The organism is Nocardioides abyssi (assembly GCF_030412915.1).
GTDB lineage: Bacteria > Actinomycetota > Actinomycetes > Propionibacteriales > Nocardioidaceae > Nocardioides > Nocardioides abyssi.
In genome coordinates, this window is the sequence record NZ_JAUHJR010000002.1 from 1 (window position 1) to 17,240 (window position 17,240).

14 protein-coding genes are annotated in these 17,240 nt (G+C 74.8%); 7 read left to right on the top strand and 7 right to left on the bottom strand.

The genetic code is table 11. The features are described from left to right. Positions 1–311: 311 nt before the first annotated feature. From QWY29_RS05105 to QWY29_RS05115, 3 genes are all read right to left on the bottom strand, one after another. Positions 312–638 carry an STAS domain-containing protein gene (locus QWY29_RS05105; protein WP_300959612.1) on the bottom strand — a complete coding sequence of 109 codons (327 nt, stop codon included), beginning with the start codon at positions 636–638 and terminating at the stop codon, positions 312–314. Between the two features lie 77 nt (positions 639–715). Then, entirely contained in the window at positions 716–1,111 is a 396-nt protein-coding gene (locus QWY29_RS05110) for a hypothetical protein (RefSeq protein ID WP_300959613.1), read from the bottom strand. Positions 1,112–1,169: 58 nt separating this feature from the next. Then, positions 1,170–3,068, bottom strand: a complete 1,899-nt coding sequence (locus tag QWY29_RS05115; RefSeq protein WP_300959614.1) for a PAS domain S-box protein — start codon at positions 3,066–3,068, stop codon at positions 1,170–1,172. A 142-nt stretch (positions 3,069–3,210) separates the two neighbouring features. Between QWY29_RS05115 and QWY29_RS05120 the strand changes: the two genes are divergently transcribed. The 3 genes from QWY29_RS05120 to QWY29_RS05130 all read left to right on the top strand — a co-directional run bounded on the left by QWY29_RS05120 (position 3,211) and on the right by QWY29_RS05130 (position 8,016). Next, positions 3,211–3,423: a hypothetical protein gene (locus QWY29_RS05120; protein WP_300959615.1), complete on the top strand. Its 213-nt coding sequence runs from the start codon at positions 3,211–3,213 to the stop codon at positions 3,421–3,423. A 130-nt stretch (positions 3,424–3,553) separates the two neighbouring features. After that, positions 3,554–6,748: a response regulator gene (locus QWY29_RS05125; RefSeq protein WP_300959616.1), complete on the top strand. Its 3,195-nt coding sequence runs from the start codon at positions 3,554–3,556 to the stop codon at positions 6,746–6,748. Further along, a complete protein-coding gene (locus tag QWY29_RS05130; RefSeq protein WP_300959617.1) occupies positions 6,748–8,016 on the top strand; it encodes a hypothetical protein in 1,269 nt (422 codons plus the stop codon). Before QWY29_RS05125 ends, QWY29_RS05130 begins: the two co-directional genes overlap by 1 nt. Positions 8,017–8,023: 7 nt before the next feature. On the opposite strand, the gene QWY29_RS05135 is transcribed toward QWY29_RS05130, so the two are convergent. Next, positions 8,024–8,593, bottom strand: a complete 570-nt coding sequence (locus tag QWY29_RS05135; RefSeq protein WP_300959618.1) for an RNA polymerase sigma factor — start codon at positions 8,591–8,593, stop codon at positions 8,024–8,026. A 20-nt stretch (positions 8,594–8,613) separates the two neighbouring features. Here QWY29_RS05135 and QWY29_RS05140 point away from each other — a divergent pair, with 20 nt between their 5' ends. Both QWY29_RS05140 and QWY29_RS05145 read left to right on the top strand, forming a co-directional pair. Next, a complete protein-coding gene (locus QWY29_RS05140) occupies positions 8,614–9,585 on the top strand; it encodes a serine/threonine-protein kinase (RefSeq protein ID WP_300959619.1) in 972 nt (323 codons plus the stop codon). 92 nt (positions 9,586–9,677) lie between these two features. Then, entirely contained in the window at positions 9,678–10,799 is a 1,122-nt protein-coding gene (locus tag QWY29_RS05145) for a Glu/Leu/Phe/Val dehydrogenase dimerization domain-containing protein (protein ID WP_300959620.1), read from the top strand. An 80-nt stretch (positions 10,800–10,879) separates the two neighbouring features. Here QWY29_RS05145 and QWY29_RS05150 read toward each other — a convergent pair whose 3' ends face one another. The 3 genes from QWY29_RS05150 to purF all read right to left on the bottom strand — a co-directional run bounded on the left by QWY29_RS05150 (position 10,880) and on the right by purF (position 14,318). Then, entirely contained in the window at positions 10,880–11,068 is a 189-nt protein-coding gene (locus tag QWY29_RS05150) for a DUF3073 domain-containing protein (protein ID WP_300959621.1), read from the bottom strand. 599 nt (positions 11,069–11,667) lie between these two features. Then, positions 11,668–12,753: a phosphoribosylformylglycinamidine cyclo-ligase gene (gene purM / locus QWY29_RS05155; protein WP_300959622.1), complete on the bottom strand. Its 1,086-nt coding sequence runs from the start codon at positions 12,751–12,753 to the stop codon at positions 11,668–11,670. A gap of 11 nt (positions 12,754–12,764) precedes the next feature. Beyond that, positions 12,765–14,318: an amidophosphoribosyltransferase gene (purF, locus tag QWY29_RS05160; protein ID WP_300959623.1), complete on the bottom strand. Its 1,554-nt coding sequence runs from the start codon at positions 14,316–14,318 to the stop codon at positions 12,765–12,767. A gap of 182 nt (positions 14,319–14,500) precedes the next feature. Here purF and QWY29_RS05165 point away from each other — a divergent pair, with 182 nt between their 5' ends. Together QWY29_RS05165 and QWY29_RS05170 are read left to right on the top strand one after the other, a co-directional pair. Next, positions 14,501–16,279, top strand: coding sequence for a sensor histidine kinase (locus QWY29_RS05165; protein ID WP_300959624.1), 1,779 nt, complete (start codon positions 14,501–14,503; stop codon positions 16,277–16,279). Further along, positions 16,276–17,235, top strand: coding sequence for an alpha/beta hydrolase family protein (locus QWY29_RS05170; protein WP_300959625.1), 960 nt, complete (start codon positions 16,276–16,278; stop codon positions 17,233–17,235). Before QWY29_RS05165 ends, QWY29_RS05170 begins: the two co-directional genes overlap by 4 nt. The last annotated feature ends 5 nt before the right edge of the window (positions 17,236–17,240 follow it).

Here is a 17,240-nt window from a genome sequence, read left to right on the forward strand (position 1 = left end):
ATTGTCAAAGAAACCATCAACCACCCCAACCACCCGAAAGCGATTGAAAGCAGTCGACGGGGCATAACAAACTAATTCGTCGACTATGACACACTGTTGAGTTCTCAAGGATCACACGCACGACAAGGCCACCACGATCTCTCGCTGCCCTGAAGGCTGATCATCGACTCGGGGCCGGAAGCCCGACCAGACCGGCCTTGCTCCCCGCCGCACCCGGCGACAGAGAAAACATTAGAGGACCTTCCGCCGAAGCACCAAATCGGGCTGCCACCCGGCTCCGGAGAGGCCCTCGGCGGGCCTGCAGCAAGCCGTCAGCGGCCGTCCTGCGGCGCCATGGAGGCGTCGTGCTCGATGCCCATCAGGCCGAAGACGCGGGCCGGCAGCGTGCCCGGCGCGGCCACGAGCGTCAGCAGCCCGCCGGCGCGCAGGGCCGCGCCCTGGGCGGCGACGAGGGCGCCGATGCCGGCACTGGGCAGGAAGTCGACCTGGTCCACGTCGACCCAGACCACCTCGCCCCGGTGCGCGGCGACGAAATCGGCGAGCCGCTCCTGCAGGACGTGGATGATGTCCTCGTCGACGCTGCCCACCACCTCGAGCACGTCGCCACGCTCGGTGAAGGTCAGGCTCCGTCCGTCCACGAGCCGCAGCCTAGGGATCCCCGGGCCTCGGCGCACCCACCGTCCGGGGTACGCCGGGGCCGCCGTCCGGGAGGGCGTCAGGCGGAGTCGCGCTCGGCGCCGAGCTCGTGCCGGACCGGGAGGCGCGGGACGCCGCCCAGGCGGACGGTATGGCGGACGTGGTCGGCGTGCCGGCCGAGCGCCGTCCACAGCGCGGAGTGGGCCGCCCACGGGAGCGGCTCGTCGCCGTCGTACCAGCTCGTCCCGAAGCTCACCCAGACCGGCGTCCACTCGCGGGCGCAGTCCCACGCACCCCGGCGGGCCTCCACGAGCCGGCGGCGCACCTGGAAGGCGAGCCGCGGGCCGTCGGGGCTGGTCGGCGCCGTCGCGAGCGGCCAGACCCACAGGTCCAGTGTCATCAGGTCCAGCTCGAGCTCGGGCAGCACGGCCGGGTCGACCAGCACGGTCGCCACGTTCTCGTGGGGGCGCCTCATGCCGGGACGCTAACCGGGCCACGCGGTCCGCGTCACCCACCCCGCGAGGTGTGGCGGGTCAGGCCCGCTCGCGCGGCAGCCGGAGCACGAAGCTCTGGTCCTCGACCTGGTACGACGCCTGGCCGCCGTGCGCCTCGGCCAGCGCGCGCACGATGTAGAGACCGAGCCCGGTGCCGCCGGTGGTGGCGAACCGCTCGAAGAGCCGGTCGCGGACCTCGGCGGGGACCCCGGGGCCCGAGTCACGGACGGCGATGACGGCGGAGTCGCCGTCCGCCCGCGCGGAGACCACCACCGGCGACCGGCCGTGGGTGAGCGCGTTGCCGACCAGGTTGTCGACCATCTGCGCCAGGCGACCCGGGTCGGCCTGGACGACCAGGCCCTCCTCCACGTCGAGCAGGACCTCGGCGCCGGGGTGGCCCCCGCGGGCGGCGGAGACGACGGCGCGCAGCTGCTCCTCGAGCCGCAGCGGCTCCGGGTGGAGGCCGAGGCTGCGGGCGTCGGCGCGCGAGGCGGTGAGCAGGTCGTCGAGCAGGCGGCGCAGCTGGTCGGCGGTGCGCCGCATGCCCTCGGCGAGGTCCTCGCGCTCGCGCACGGTCAGCCGCTCGTGGTGCTGGGCGAGGGTCTCCGCGGTCGCGGCCAGGACCCCCACCGGGGAGCGCAGCTCGTGGGCCGTCACGGCGAGGAACTCCGCCTGCTCCGCCGCCGACCGGCGCAGCCGCTCGTTGGCCTGCTGCTGGAGCTCGAGGATGCGGCGCCGCTCGGTCGAGTCCCGGGTGACCTTGGCGAAGCCGACGAGCACGCCGTCGGCGTCGTGGACGGCGGTGATGAGGACGTGGGCCCAGAAGCGGGTGCCGTCCTTGCGGACGCGCCAGCCCTCCTCCTCGTAGCGGCCCTCGCGACGGGCGATCGCGAGCTCGTGCTCGGGGTGCCGCTCGGCCTGCTTGTCCGGCGGGTAGAAGACGCGGAAGCTGCGACCGACGATGTCGTCGGCGGTGTAGCCCTTGAGCCGCTGCGCGCCGGCGTTCCAGCTCGCGACCCGCCCCTCCGGGTCGAGCATGAAGATCGCGTAGTCCTGCACGGCCTCGACGAGCAGCCGGAACCGCTGCTCGGTCTCGTGCAGCTCGGCCTCGGCGGCCCGCTGCTCGGTGACGTCCTGGGCCTGGAGGAGGAAGTAGAGCGGCCGGTCCTGGGCGTCCAGCACCGCCGAGAGGGTCGCGGCGAACCGCCGGCCGTGCTCGTCGGCCAGGCCGTGCTCGAGCCGGACCGCGCTGCCGCCGTCACGCAGCGACTGGAGGGCGTCGGCCACGGGCGCGGGATCGGCGGCCAGGTCGGCGTACGACGTGCCGATCAGGGCATCGGCGTCGTCCCCCAGCAGGCCGGCCAGGTGGCGGTTGACCCGCACGACCCGCCCGTCGAGCGTCATCGTCGCCATCCCGATCGCCGCGTCGTCGAAGATCTCGCGGAACCGCTCGAGGTGCTCGGCCAGGACCGGGTCGAGCTCCGGGTGCCCGTGGGACCGGTCGACCTGCTCGGTCGCGGGCTCGACGGGGTGGCCGCCGATCGCGTCGTCGGGCTGCCCGCCGGGGGGCGCGCTGATCGCGACCAGCTGGTCGACGAGCTGCTCGATCGGCACGGACTTCTGGACGAACGCCGACGCACCGAGCCGGCGGGTGTGGTCGGCCAGGCCGGCCTGGTCGAAGCCGCTGAACATCACCACCCGCGTCGTCGGGGACGCGTCGAGCACCAGCGGCAGGGCCGCCAGGCCGTCGCGGCCTGGCATCGAGACGTCGAGGAGCATCAGCGCCGGCCGGTGGGCGCGGGCGAGCTCGACCGCGGCGTACCCGTCCGCGCCCTCGCCCACGACCTCGAGCCGCCCGGACAGGCGCAGCTGGGTCTTCACCAGGAGACGGACCTCCGGCGCGTCGTCGACGACGACGATGGTCGGGCTGTCGGGCATGCGCGGGAACCTACTGCACCCGGGACCGGGCGCCCCAGGTCGCGCTCACCTCCCCGGGCAGCACCATCCCGGCGCACATCCCCGGCGCACATCGGGGGGCCGAGCGGGTACCGGACGGATCCCGACAGTGGAGGAGCGGACCATGCGTGGACTCATCGGACTGCTGGTCGTCGTGTGGCTCGTGGTCGGAGCGGCGGCGGCCTGGCAGCGCGGCTACTTCGGCGAGGACCAGGAGGTCAGCTGCAGCACGTTCGGCGACACCGCGCTGACCATCGTGGCCGGGCCGCTGAACTACGTCGGGGTCAACCCGGAGGTCGAGTGCAGCGTGCCGGAGGTCCCGCAGCCGTCGGAGTGAGCCCGACCGGTCGCGCTCGAGGACCGGGCCGGCGACGCGGCGAGCAACGCGGCGGACGGCGGCGGGTTCGGGTGGTCCGGGCGCGGGCGTCGGTGGCGGGGACCATGATGGTGCGCGGAGGTGGGGACTCGTGAGCGAGGCGGAGCGGCCACCGGAGCACCTGTTCCGGTTCGTGGCCGAGACGACCAGCGACGGCCTGTGCTTCGTCGACACGGTCGGCACGATCACCTTCGCCAACGACGCCGTCGCCGACGCGGTCGGCCGGCCCGTCGCCGCGCTGCTGGGCACCCCGGTGCGCGACCTCTTCGTCGTCCTGCCCCCCGACGAGCCGGCCTTCACCGACGGCGTCGCCCGCGACAACGTCGAGGTCCACCTGGCCCGGGCCGACGGCGCCGAGACGCCCGCCCTGGTGTCGTCCGTGCCGCTGCCCGCCGAGCTGGGCGAGCGGTGGAGCTGGCTGGTGCGGGTCACGCCGTACGCCGGGCGGCGCGGGCTGCTGGAGCAGCTGCGGGCGCGCGAGCGGTCCCTCGCCGACGCCCAGCAGATCGCCCGGGTCGGCAGCTGGACCTGGGACCCGCAGGCCCCGGTCGCGGAGTGGTCGGACCAGATGTACCGCATCGTCGGGCAGGACCCGGCGAGCTGGAGCCCGACCCTGACCGCGTTCCTCGGCCTGGTCCACCCCGACGACCGCGAGGAGGTGGCGACCGCCCTGGCCGCGGTGCTCGAGGGCGAGGAGTCGTTCGCGTTCGAGGTCCGCGTGCGGCGCCCCGACGGCGAGCTGCGCTGGATGCGGGGGCTGGGTCGCGCGCGGACCTCGCCCTCGGGCCACCGGGTCGTCAGCGGCACCGGGCAGGACATCCACGCGCTCAAGCAGGCCGGCCTGGAGGCCGCCGAGGCGACCCGCCGGCTGCGGCTGCTGCAGGAGATGGCCTTCGCCGCCAACCAGGCGTCCACCCTCGGCGAGGCGATCGACATCGCCGCCCGGGCACTGCCGGACAACGCCAGCGGGTGGGAGGCGGTCGCGGCGCACGTGGTGCAGGACGGTCGGCTCGTGCCGCTCATGGGCGGAGCGGCCGCCGACCTCCCCCTGGTGGAGCGGGCCCGCCGGTCGGGCGCGATCGAGGTGGCGCCCGCGCCGGGCGACCCGACGACCCACAGCACGGTCGCGCTGCCGGTGGTCGCCGACGGCCACGGCGTCGTCGGCGTCATCACGCTGCTCGCCGACGAGGTGCCACCGGACGAGACGTCGCACGCCCTGCTGCGGCAGGTCGCCATCCAGCTCGGCCTGGTCGCCGAGCGCGAGCAGCACGCCGCCGAGCTCGCCGAGGCGCGCGACGCGGCGATGGAGGCCTCGCGGCTGAAGTCGGAGTTCCTGGCCACGATGAGCCACGAGATCCGCACGCCGATGAACGGCGTGATCGGCCTGACCGACCTGCTCGGACGCACCCCGCTCGACGACCAGCAGCAGCGCCTGGTCGACGGGCTGCGCGACGCCGGGCAGACCCTGATGGCGATCATCAACGACATCCTCGACCTCTCGAAGATCGAGGCCGGCAAGCTGGAGCTCGAGATCGCGGACTTCGACGTCCGCTCGGTGCTGCACCAGACCGCTGGCGTGTGCAGCCGGCCGGCCCACGAGAAGGGGCTCGAGCTGGTCGTGGCGTGCGCCCCGGACGTGCCGCGCGTGCTGCGCGGCGACGCCGTGCGGCTGGGCCAGGTGGTGTCCAACCTGGCCTCCAACGCGGTGAAGTTCACCGACCGCGGCGAGGTCGTCGTCGAGGCGTCGGTGGTCGCGCGGACCCCGGCCGACGTCGTGCTGCGGGTCTCCGTGCGCGACACCGGCGTCGGGATCGACCCCACGGGACGCGCCCGGCTCTTCGAGGCCTTCACCCAGGCCGACCCCTCGACCACCCGCCGGCACGGCGGCACCGGGCTGGGGCTCGCGATCAGCCAGCAGCTCGTGCAGGCGCTCGGCGGGGAGATCACCGTCGACAGCGCGCCGGGCCGGGGCAGCACGTTCTCCTTCACCGCCCGGCTCGCGCACGGGGCGGGCGGGCCGACGGGTCCTGCGACAGCGCCAGGGGCCGCCGACGACGCGCCGCTGGCCGGCCGGCGGGTGCTGGTCGTCGACGACAACGCGACCAGCCGCGCGGTCCTGGTCGCGCAGCTGCGGTCGTGGGACGTGGACGCGACCGCGGTGCCGTCGGCGAGCGAGGCGATGCTGGCGCTGCGGGCCGCCACCCGTGAGGGACGGCGCTACGACGTCGCCGTCGTCGACCTGCTCATGCCCGACCAGGACGGTCTCGCGCTGGCGAGTCGCGTCCGGACCGACCCGACGATCGCGCGGCCCCACCTGCTGCTGCTCAGCCCCGACCAGGCCGTCGGCGTGCCCGAGGCGCGGGCCGACGGGTTCGAGGCGGTCCTGGCCAAGCCGGTGCGCGACGACGACCTGCATGACACCCTGCTCACGCTGCTGGGCGCGGCCGGGGGGCCGGTCGACCGGCCGTCGCAGGCGTCCGGCCCGTCCACGCTCGGCCTGCGGGTGCTCGTGGTCGAGGACAACCCGGTCAACCAGCTGGTCGCGACCGGCATCCTGGAGAGCCGCGGCTACGCGGTGGACGTCGCCTCCGACGGGCTGGAGGCGGTCGAGCGGCTGCGCGGGGAGCACGGGTACGCCGCGGTCCTGATGGACTGCCGGATGCCGCGCATGGACGGCTTCGAGGCCACCCGCGCCCACCGGCGTGCCGAGGCCGAGGGCCGGCGCGTGCCGATCATCGCGATGACCGCCTCGGCGCTGGAGGGCGAGCGCGAGCGCTGCCTGGCTGCCGGGATGGACGACTTCCTCACCAAGCCGGTCGACCCGGGCGACCTGGACGCGGTGCTGCGCCGGTGGACCGGCCCGCAGGCCACCGCGGCGACCGACGGCTCCGGCGGTGCCGACGGCGGTCCGGACGGCGCCGGCCGGTCGCGGCCGACCGGGCCGGTGCTCGACCCTGCCCGGGTGCGGATGCTCGACGAGCTGCGCAAGGACGGCATCAGCTTCTTCGTGCGCACCGCCACCTCGTTCATGGGCCGCATCGACGAGCAGGTCACGGCGATCCGCGACGCCGTCCGGGCCGGCGACGCCAACCGCACCTTCACCTCCAGCCACCTGGTCAAGGGCAGCGCGCTCAACCTGGGGCTCTCCCGCGTCGCCGAGGTGACCCAGCGGATGGAGGACCACGCCGAGGCCGGCACCACCGCCGGCATGGAGGGGCTGCTCGCCGACCTCGACCGCGAGGTCGCGGCGGCCGTGGCCGCGCTGCGCGACGCGGTCGAGCGGTAGTGGCGGCCTCCGGGCTGCCCCGGCTCGAGGTGGTCGGCCGGCGCCGGCCGGTCGACGTGGTCCGGCCGTTGCCCGACGGGACCGGACCGCTCGCCCCGTACGTCGCGGTGGAGGGCGCCCCGGGCACGGAGCTCCTGCTGGAGGGAGCCGGGCTCCGCGTGACCGGGTCGTACGCCGACCACGCGCGGCTGGAGGTCACCACCGGGCGCCGGACCACGCGGCACCGGTCGCGGCGGCACGGCCGGGCCACCGCACCCGTCGACCGGTTGGCGCTGGCGCTGACCGGCACCCACGTCACGCTGCTCACCCGCGAGGACGGCCGCTGGGTCGCCCGCTGCCGGGTCGACCTCGGGGACCGGCAGGCCCCTCGGGCCGACACCCGCGACGAGGCGTGGCTGGCCACGCTGGTCGCCGACGGTGGGGTGCTGGGCGGCTTCGGCCAGCTCGGCCTGCGCGACCTCCGGGTGGTGACGACGGCCGACGGGGCGGCGTACCGACCGGACGGGAAGGTGCACCTGACCGCGACGTCCGCCGGGCCGGGCTTCTTCGACACCGCCCACACGTCGGTGTGGTCGCTGGGCCCGGCGACCCTCGCGCTCGAGCACACGGCCGACCTGTTCTTCCGCCGGCCCGACCGGCCCGGGGCGTTCGGCGACCACGCCACCCACCTGGTGCGCGACGGCGAGCAGTGGCTGGTCGCGACCAGCACCTGGGGCGACTTCGACCGACGCCGCCGGACCCGGGTCACGCTGGCGCGCAGCGGTGCCGACCTGTTGCGCGGGCGGCACGTGCTCGACACGCGCGAGCTGCCGCTGCCCACCGACGGGCTGCGCTCGGCCGCGGTGTGGGACCCCCACCTCGTGCGCGCCGGCGAGGGCTGGCTGGTCGGCTTCGTCAACGCGCGGCGCTACTTCGAGTTCCACCCCGCGCTCGCCGGCGGTCCGGACCTCGACCGGCTGCGGCTGCTCGGCGCCGACACCTCGCCGCGCGAGTGCGAGGGGCCGACCCTGCTCCACCTCGACGGGGAGTGGCGGCTGCTGGCCAGCGACAAGCACGAGCGGTGCTGGCCGGTCCACGACCTCGCCGTGCGGCGCACCGGCCGGGTCGACGCGCCGTACCCCTCCAACATCCCCTGGCCGACCCTCGTGCCGCTCGGGGAGGACGAGGGCGGCGGGTGGCTGGCGGTCACCTTCGACGGCACGCGCGCCGGCGGGCCACTGGCCGGCTACGGCACCCACGGCGACGTGGTGCTCATGCGCAGCACCTGAGGTCGCGTCAGTCGGTGACGCGCAGCAGCGGGCGGACCGCCGCCCGGGCGCTGTGGATGCGCGACTTCACGGTGCCGAGCGGGATGTCCAGCACCCGGGCGATCTCCGCGTAGTCGAGCTGCTGCACGTCGCGCAGCACGAGCGGCTCGACCAGCTCCGGCCGGTCGGCGGCGAGCACCTCCAACGCCTCCAGCAGGTCGAGCCGGCTGCCCGCGATGACGCTCGTGGTGCGCGGGTCCGCGGTCGCCGGCAGCTCGTCGGTCGGCCGCTCGGCGGCCCGGCGCTTCAGGCTGCGGTAGGTCGAGCGCGCGCTGTTGGAGGCCACCACGTGCAGCCAGGTGGTGAACCGGCTGCGCCCGGCGAACGACCCGATCCGCGTCGCCACCAGCAGCAGCGCGTCCTGCGCCGCCTCCTCGGCGTCCTCGGGGAAGAGCAGCATCCGGCCGCACAGCCGCCGCACCCGCGGCTGCACCGCGGCGAGCAGGTCCTCCAGCGCCTCCCGGTCGCCGCCGGCCGCGCGCAGGGCCAGGTCGTCCAGCTCGTCGGGGCTGGGTTCAGCGGGGCGGGACTCCTCCACGGTCTGGGACGATACGGCGCATGCCCCTCCCCGAGCGCCTCGGTCGCCTCCGGCGCGTCGACCGGCTCGGGGTCGGCGGCTTCGCGACGGTCTGGCTCTACCACGACGCCGAGCTCGACTCCGACGTCGCGGTCAAGGCGCTGGCGGAGAACTGGGCGCAGCGGCTCGACGTCCGCGAACGGTTCCTCGAGGAGGCGCGCATCCTGCGCCGCGCCGACAGCGACCACGTCGTGCGGGTCCACGACATCGGCGAGGCGGACGGCACGCCGTACTTCGTGATGACGTACGCCGACCTCGGCTCGCTCGCCACGCTGCTCGAGCCGGGGCGGCCGCTGCCGCCCGGCCGGGTGCTCGACCTGGTCGCGCAGGCCGCCGACGGGATCGCGGTGCTGCACGACCTCGGCGTGGTGCACCGCGACGTCAAGCCGCAGAACCTGCTGCTGCGCAGCGGCGCCAGCACCGGCGAGCGGCTGCTCGTCGCCGACCTCGGCGTCGCGAAGGCGATGCTGCACGCGAGCGGGTTGACCCAGGTCGTGGGGACTCCGGCGTACATGGCTCCCGAGCAGGCGCTGGGCACCGGCGTCGACCGGCGCGCGGACGTGCACGCCCTGGCCGCGGTGGCCTACCAGCTGCTCACCGGCGAGCTGGCCCGCACCGGCTCGGTGAGCTCGCTGGCCGTCGCCGGCCTGCCCGTCGCGCCGTCGACCCTGGCCGACCTGCCGCCGGCCGTCGACGACGTGCTGCTCGGCGCGCTCGACCCCGACCCGGACCGGCGGCCCGACGACGTCGGGTCGTTCGTCACCGGGCTGCGCCACGCGCTCGGTGGCGGCGCGACCGTCGCCCTGCCCGCCCGTCGACCTCCCGCGGCCGAGCCCGAGCCGGTCGCGGCCGAGCGCTCGCCGGGCTCGCCCGTGGTCACGGCGCTGCTCGCGGTGCTGGTGCTGCTCGGAGCCTTCGCCGCGGCGTACGCCCTGGTGCGCGCGCTCGGCTGAGGCGGTCCTAGGCTGGGTGTGACCCACGCCACCCCTGCGGGTCGCCCACCCGCCGCACCACCCCCGCGGCCGCACAGAGAGCAGGCACACCCATGTCCGCGACCCACCGCCCCGAGCACCCTTCGGCCGTCGACGTCCTCGACCACGGCACCGACCACGAGCAGGTCGTCTTCTGCCACGACCCCGCCTCCGGCCTCCGCGCGATCATCGCGATCCACTCGACCGCCCTCGGCCCCGCGCTCGGCGGCACCCGCTTCCACCCCTACGCCTCCACCGCCGACGCCGTCCGCGACGTGCTCGAGCTCTCGCGCGGCATGACCTACAAGGCGGCGCTCGCGGGGCTCGACCTCGGTGGCGGCAAGGCGGTCATCATCGGCGACCCCGCCACCGACAAGAGCGAGGCGCTGCTGCGGGCCTACGGCCGGTTCGTGGAGTCGCTCGGCGGGCGCTACTACACCGCCTGCGACGTCGGCACCTACAGCGCCGACATGGACCTCGTCGCCCGGGAGAGCAGCCACGTCACCGGCCGCACCGTCGCCCACGGCGGCGCGGGCGACAGCTCGGTGCTGACGGCGTACGGCGTCTTCCAGGGCATGCGCGCGGCCGCCGAACACACCTGGGGCGGCCCGTCGCTGGCCGGCCGGACGGTCGGCGTCGCGGGCGTCGGCAAGGTCGGCCGGCACCTGGTCCGCCACCTGGTCGAGGACGGCGCGGACGTCGTGGTCACCGACGTGCACGCCCCCGCCGTCGAGCGGGTGCTCGCCGAGCACGCGGGCAGCTCGGCCGGCTCGGTGCGCGCGGTCGGGTCGACCGCCGCGCTGGTCGCCGAGCCGCTCGACGTCTACGCGCCGTGCGCGCTCGGGCACGCACTGACCGACGACGTCGTCGAGGTGCTGCAGGCCCGCATCGTGTGCGGCGCCGCCAACAACCAGCTCGCCCACGCCGGGGTCGACAAGCTGCTCCTCGACCGCGGGATCGTGTACGCGCCCGACTACTGCGTCAACGCCGGCGGCCTGGTGCAGGTCGCCGACGAGCTCGAGGGGTTCTCCTTCGAGCGCGCACAGCAGCGTGCCGCGGGCATCCACGACACCACGCTGACCGTCCTGCGGACCGCCACCGCCGAGGGCGTCTCGCCCGCCGCGGCAGCCGACCGCCTCGCCGAGCGTCGCCTGCGCGACGTCGGACGGCTGCGGGGGATCTGGCTGGGTCGCTGACCCCGGGCCGATCCTGCGCCCGACAAGCACCGACCCGGTCGCCGACCCCGCTCAGGCGGGGCCGGCGGCCGGGTCACACGTCAGTCGCGCCGCGGCTCCACGACGTCAGCCCACTTCTCGAGGATCTCCGGATCGACCTCGGACTCCTGGTGGTCGGTCTCCCCGCCGTGCAGCTCTTGGGCCAACTTCCCGAAGTCCGTCTCGTGAGTGCGGTACTTCAGGTCGCGGGCGACCTTCGTCTGCTTAGCCTTCGCTCGGCCGCGCCCCATAGGGTCAGCCCCCTCGCAACTTGGCCGGGGCACAGTGGCACCCGGGCTGTCCTCAGAAATTCTCCGTGCCGCCAACGCTACCTGTTCGATGGTTGTTCCCGCACGTCCGGGGTCGAACTGGCGCGGCCCGGCCGCCCGACGGCTCCGCGCGCGACAGCCCTCCCGGGTCGATGTCCGCGTCGACCGACTACCCGAAGTGGTCGCTGAGACCGGCTGACCTGGGCGAACCGGTCGTTGACGGCACTTCTGGTCGTCCGTCGACGGCTGACCACCCGGGTACGCCGCGCGGGTCGGGGCCGGAGGCGGACGACGGGCGGGCAGGCCCGGTCGTGGTTGGGTCTGGCGGGCCGGAGCGAGGCACGAGCGCAGGCCTGGTAGACCGGGCCTGCCCGTCCGGCGGGAGCCGCAGGCCCCGACCCCCACCACGGCGTGCGCAGGTCGGGGTCGCCGCTACGGCATCTCCTTCGACTGGTCGCGCCGGCTGCACACCTCCGACCCGGAGTACTACCGCTGGCGTACCCGCGGGCGTCGCTCGGTCTCGAGACAGTTGCCAGGGCGACGTCCTCGACCAGCCGAGAGCACGGGGAGTCGAGCAGCCGCTACCAGCCGGGGTGCTGCCCGGTGAGCCGGACCGAGCCGCCGGGGGCGCCGTCGGCCGCGCGGACCTCGCCGGCGACCCAGGCGCGGACGTCGTGCTCGCCGAGCACGCGGACCGCCTCGTCGACGTCGTCGGCCGGCAGCAGGGCGACCATGCCGACGCCGCAGTTGAGGGTGGCCTCGAGGTCGGCCTGGGAGACGTCGCCGACCCTGCGGACCAGGTCGAAGACCGGCTGCGGGGTCCAGGTGCCGCGGTCGATGGTCGCGGTGAGCTCGACCGGCATGACCCGCTCGAGGTTGGCGGCCAGGCCGCCGCCGGTGACGTGCGACATCGCGTGCACGCCGGTGCGGTCGGCGAGCTCCAGGCAGGCCTTGGCGTAGATCCGGGTCGGGGTGAGCAGCTCCTCGCCCAGCGACCGGCCCAGCTCGGGGACGTTGCGGTCCAGCGACCAGCCGGCGCCGCCGTCGTCGCGGGAGCCGAGAAGGACGTGGCGGACGAGCGAGTAGCCGTTGGAGTGCAGGCCGCTGGCCGCCATCGCGAGCACCACGTCGCCGGGCCGGACGCGGCCGGGGCCGAGCAGCCGGTCGGCCTCGACGACGCCGGTGGTGGCGCCGGCGACGTCGTACTCGTCCGGGCCGAGGAGGCCCGGGTGCTCGGCGGTCTCGCCGCCGACGAGGGCGCAGCCGGCGACCTGGCAGGCCTCGGCGATGCCCTTGACGATCGCCGCGATCCGCTCGGGGACGACCCGGCCGGTGGCGATGTAGTCGGTCATGAAGAGCGGCTCGGCGCCGCACACGACGAGGTCGTCGACGACCATGCCGACCAGGTCGAAGCCGATCGTGTCGTGGACGTCCATCGCCTGCGCGATGGCCACCTTGGTGCCGACGCCGTCGGTGGAGGTGGCCAGCAGCGGGCGGGTGTAGCGCAGCAGGGCGGAGGCGTCGAAGAGGCCGGCGAAACCGCCGAGCCCGCCGATCACCTCGGGCCGGCTGGCCCGGGCGACGTACCCCTTCATCAGCTCGATGGCGGTGTCGGCCGCCTCGATGTCGACGCCCGCGCGGGCGTAGGCGTTCTGGCCGTCGGTCACCGGCTGGTCCTTCACGGGTTGTTGAGCACGGGCAGGGCCCGGCCCATGGTGGGGGACTTCAACGTCGCCTCGAGCAGGTGCTTGCCGAGCAGCGACTCGTCGGGCAGCTCGACGGGGTACTCGCCCGTGAAGCAGGCCTGGCACAGCGACTCCGACGGCTGGCCGGTGGCCTCGACCATGCCCTCGAGCGAGATGTAGCCGAGGCTGTCGGCGCCGACGCTGGCGGCGATCTCGTCGACGTCGAGGCCGTTGGCGATCAGCTCGGCTCGGGTCGCGAAGTCGATGCCGTAGAAGCACGGCCACTTCACCGGCGGGCTGGAGATGCGCACGTGCACCTCGAGCGCACCGGCCTCGCGGAGCATCCGCACCTGGGCGCGCTGGGTGTTGCCGCGGACGATCGAGTCGTCGACGACGACGATCTTCTTGCCGCGGATCATGTGCTCGAGCGCGTTGAGCTTGAGCCGGATGCCGAGCTGGCGCAGGGTCTGGCTGGGCTGGATGAAGGTGCGACCGACGTAGGCGTTCTTCACGAAACCCTGGCCGAACGGGATGCCGCTCTCCTGGGCGTAGCCGGACGCCGCGGGCGTGCCGGACTCGGGCACCGGCATGACCAGGTCGGCCTCGACGGGGAACTCGCGGGCCAGCCGGCGACCCATCTCGACGCGCGCCTCGTGGACGTTGCGGCCGCTGATGGTGGCGTCGGGGCGGGCGAGGTAGACGTACTCGAAGACGCAGCCCTTGCGCTCGGGCTCGGCGAACCTGTGCGAGCGCAGGCCCTGGTCGTCGATGACGAGCATCTCGCCGGGCTCGACCTCGCGGACGACGCTGGCGCCGATCGTCGCGAGCGCGGCGTCCTCGGAGGCCACGACCCACCCGCGGTCGAGCCGGCCCAGCACGAGCGGGCGGATGCCCTGGGGGTCGCGGGCGGCGTACAGCGTGTTCTCGTTCATCCACACGAAGCAGAACGCGCCGCGCAGGCTCGGCAGCACCTCGAGCGCGCGCTCCTCGAGCGTGCTGTCGGGGTGGTGGGCCAGCAGCGCGGTGACCAGGCTCGTGTCGTTGGTGACCTCACCGGCGGGGCGGGTGTGCAGGTCCAGCTCGTCGTCGGGCCCGGGCAGCGCGGCGACCATGCCGCGCAGCTCGTGGGTGTTGATCAGGTTGCCGTTGTGGCCGAGCGCGACCGAGCCGTCGGCGGTGGGGCGGAACGTCGGCTGGGCGTTCTCCCACGTGCTGGCCCCGGTCGTGGAGTAGCGCGAGTGGCCGATCGCCACGTGGCCCTTGAGGGAGTCCAGCGTGGTCTCGTCGAAGACCTGGGAGACCAGCCCCATGTCCTTGTAGACCAGGATCTGGCGACCGTTGCTGACCGCGATGCCGGCGGACTCCTGGCCGCGGTGCTGGAGGGCGTAGAGACCGAAGTACGTCAGCTTGGCGACGTCCTCCCCCGGCGCCCAGACCCCGAAGACCCCGCAGGCGTCCTGCGGTCCGGCCTCCTGCGGGTCCAGCGCGGTGGTGAGCCGGCCGTCACCGCCCCGGCGCGAGCTGCCACTGCTGCTGAGGTAGGGCACGCCCCCGATCGTAGCGGCGGCCGCCGGTCAGCCCCGATTCACGACGGCCGACGGGACGACGGGGCGGCGTCCGGGATTCCTCGACCGGTCCATACCGGTTCCGCGGACAGGCATCGCGACCGCTGCGTATCGTGGAGCCACCCCCGCATCTCCACCCTCTCACCACCCTCCTTGGGAGCACGATGTCCTCGCGCCCGACCGCACCGGCCCGTCCGCGGCCGCCGGGGATCTCGTCGGAGGCCCAGGAGTCGCTGCAGCTGATCGCCGAGGGGATCACCGCGATCGTCGGCTTCGGCGTCGCCGCCATCGGGCTGGTGCGCGACGACCACCTGGAGATGGTCGCCGTCGCCGGCAGCCCGCAGGCGCGCGAGCAGCTCGTCGGCCGGCGCACGCCGCTGCACCTGGTCACCAACGAGCTCGAGGTCGCCGACGACTGGGGGCTGCTGAAGTTCGTCCCCCACGAGCGGCTCCAGTCCGACGTGGAGACCTGGGGCTGGGTCCCCGACCTCGACCCGCTGGAGGGGCCGGACGCCTGGCACCCCCTCGACATGCTCAGCGCCCCGCTGCTCGACGGCGACGGCGCGATGCGCGGGCTGGTCTCCATCGACCTGCCCGACGACGGCCTCCGTCCCGGACCGGAGCGGCGCCGACTGCTGGAGCGGTACGCCGCGCAGGCGTCGCGGGCGGTGCTGCGCGCGCTCGAGCGCGAGGAGCTCGAGGAGCAGGTGCGCCTGGCCGAGACCGCGCGCCAGGTGGTGCGCCGCGCGTCCCGGCAGCGGTCGCTGGGCCGGATCCTCGAGGAGTCCAGCGAGGCGCTCGTCGAGGGCTTCCGCGCGCTCGGCATGTGGATCCAGACCTTCGACGAGGGCGGGCTCGGCAGCGGCACCATCCACGCCACCGACGGCACGCGGGTCCAGCTGCCGACGGGCATCATCGCGATCGCGGACCGCTCGGCACGCGAGGCGTGGGCCGCCCAGGAGACGATCGTCGTGGCGCGCGGCCGGCTGCGCGACCGGCTCAGCGACGGCGAGCGCGAGCAGATCGTCGACTTCCTCGACACCCTCGACATCGGGTCGATCCTCTTCGTCCCGATCGGGGTGGGCCCCGAGGTGCTCGGCAACCTCGTGCTCACCCGCGCCCACGGCGGCGCGCCGTGGACCGCCACCGAGGCGACCGCCGCCCTCGACGTCGGCCGCGACCTCGGCACCGCCATCCTCAACGTCCGCGCCTTCGAGCGCGAGCACCGGCTGGTCAAGGAGCTGCAGGCGCTCGACCAGTACAAGGGCCAGCTGATCGCCACCGTCGCCCACGAGCTGAAGAACCCGCTGACCTCGATCGTCGGCTACCTGGAGATGCTCGAGGCCGAGGAGGTCGACCGCGGGGTCCAGCAGGCGCTCTCCGCGATGGACCGCGGCGCCCGACGGATGGTCCGCGTCATCGACGACCTGCTGCTGCTCTCCAAGGTCGGCGACCCCAGCAACCCCGTCATCCCGCGACCCGTCGACCTGCGCGCCGTCGCCGGCGACGTCGTCGACCTCACCAGCCTGGCCGCCCGCAAGCGCGACCTGACCGTCCACGTCGAGGCGCCGGCGTACCCCGTGCTGGCACTGGGCGACCCCGACGAGCTCGACCGGGTGCTGTCGAACCTGGTCAGCAACGCGGTGAAGTACACCGAGCCCGGCCGCGCCGTGACCGTCGCGCTCTCCCGCGCCGGCGACGAGGTCGTCGTCGAGTGCCGCGACGAGGGGTTCGGCATCAGCGCCGCGGACCAGGAGCGGCTGTTCACCGAGTTCTTCCGCTCCACCAACCCCGTCGCGGTCGCGCAGCCGGGCACCGGCCTGGGGCTGGCCATCGTCGCCCGGATCGTCGAGCGCCACGGCGGCCGGATCGAGCTGGACTCCGAGCTGGGCCGCGGCAGCACCTTCCGGGTGCGGCTCCCCGCCGCCGACCCGGTCTCGTGACCCGCGCGACCACCCGCCGAGCGCTCGTCGTCGGCGGTCTCCTCACCACGGCGTACGCCGCCGCGAGCCCGGTGTCGGGTGCGGTCTCGGGTCCTGTGGTCCGGCGGGTGGCGGCCGCGTCGACGCTGCCGGTGCCCCTCGTCGACCACCCCGACGTGACCGTCGAGCTGCGCCTGTCCGGCCAGGGGCTGGTCGCGACGATCGAGCCGGTCGCGGCGCGGAGCGGGCCGCTGCCGCTCGCGATCTACCACCACGGCCTGGGCCGCGACACCGAGGCGGTCCTGCTGCGCCGCAGCACCGCCCCGATCCGCGCGCACCTCCTCGCGGCGGCGATGGGCGGCTACCGGGTGGTGGTCTCCGACTTCGGGGGCTTCCTGTGGGGCAACGAGTGCAACCACCGCCACCTCGACACGGTCATCCGGGCGCACCGCCGCGCCGGTGGTGCGCCGGGGCCGGTCGCGCTGATCGGCTCCTCGATGGGCGGCGCCGCCGTGCTGTCGTACGCCGGCACGCACCGCCGCGACGTGGCGTGCGTCGTCGCGCTGCAGCCGGCGCTGAACCTCGCGGCGCTGCGCAGACGCGGGGTGCCGGTGGACCGGGCGTTCGGCGGCCGCTACTCCAACGCCGTGCACGGCCCCCGCTCGAGCCCGACCGTCATCGCTCGCGACCGGCGCTCGCTCTACCGCGGCATGCCGATCCGGGTGTGGGCGGGCTCGCTGGACCACATCGCGACGCCGGCACTGGTGCGCCGGTTCGAGGCTCTCGTGCGACGTGGGCGGAACCCACAGGTCGAGACCACGATCCTGCCCGGGCTGCGGCACGGCGACGAGCTGATCGGCGCCGTGCCGTCCGAGGACCTGGTGGGGTTCCTGCACCGGCACCTGCCGGTGCCGCCGCTGGTGGCGCCGACCGAGCCGGTGGACCCCGTCGAGCCCGCGGAGCCCTGGGAGTCCTGAGTCCT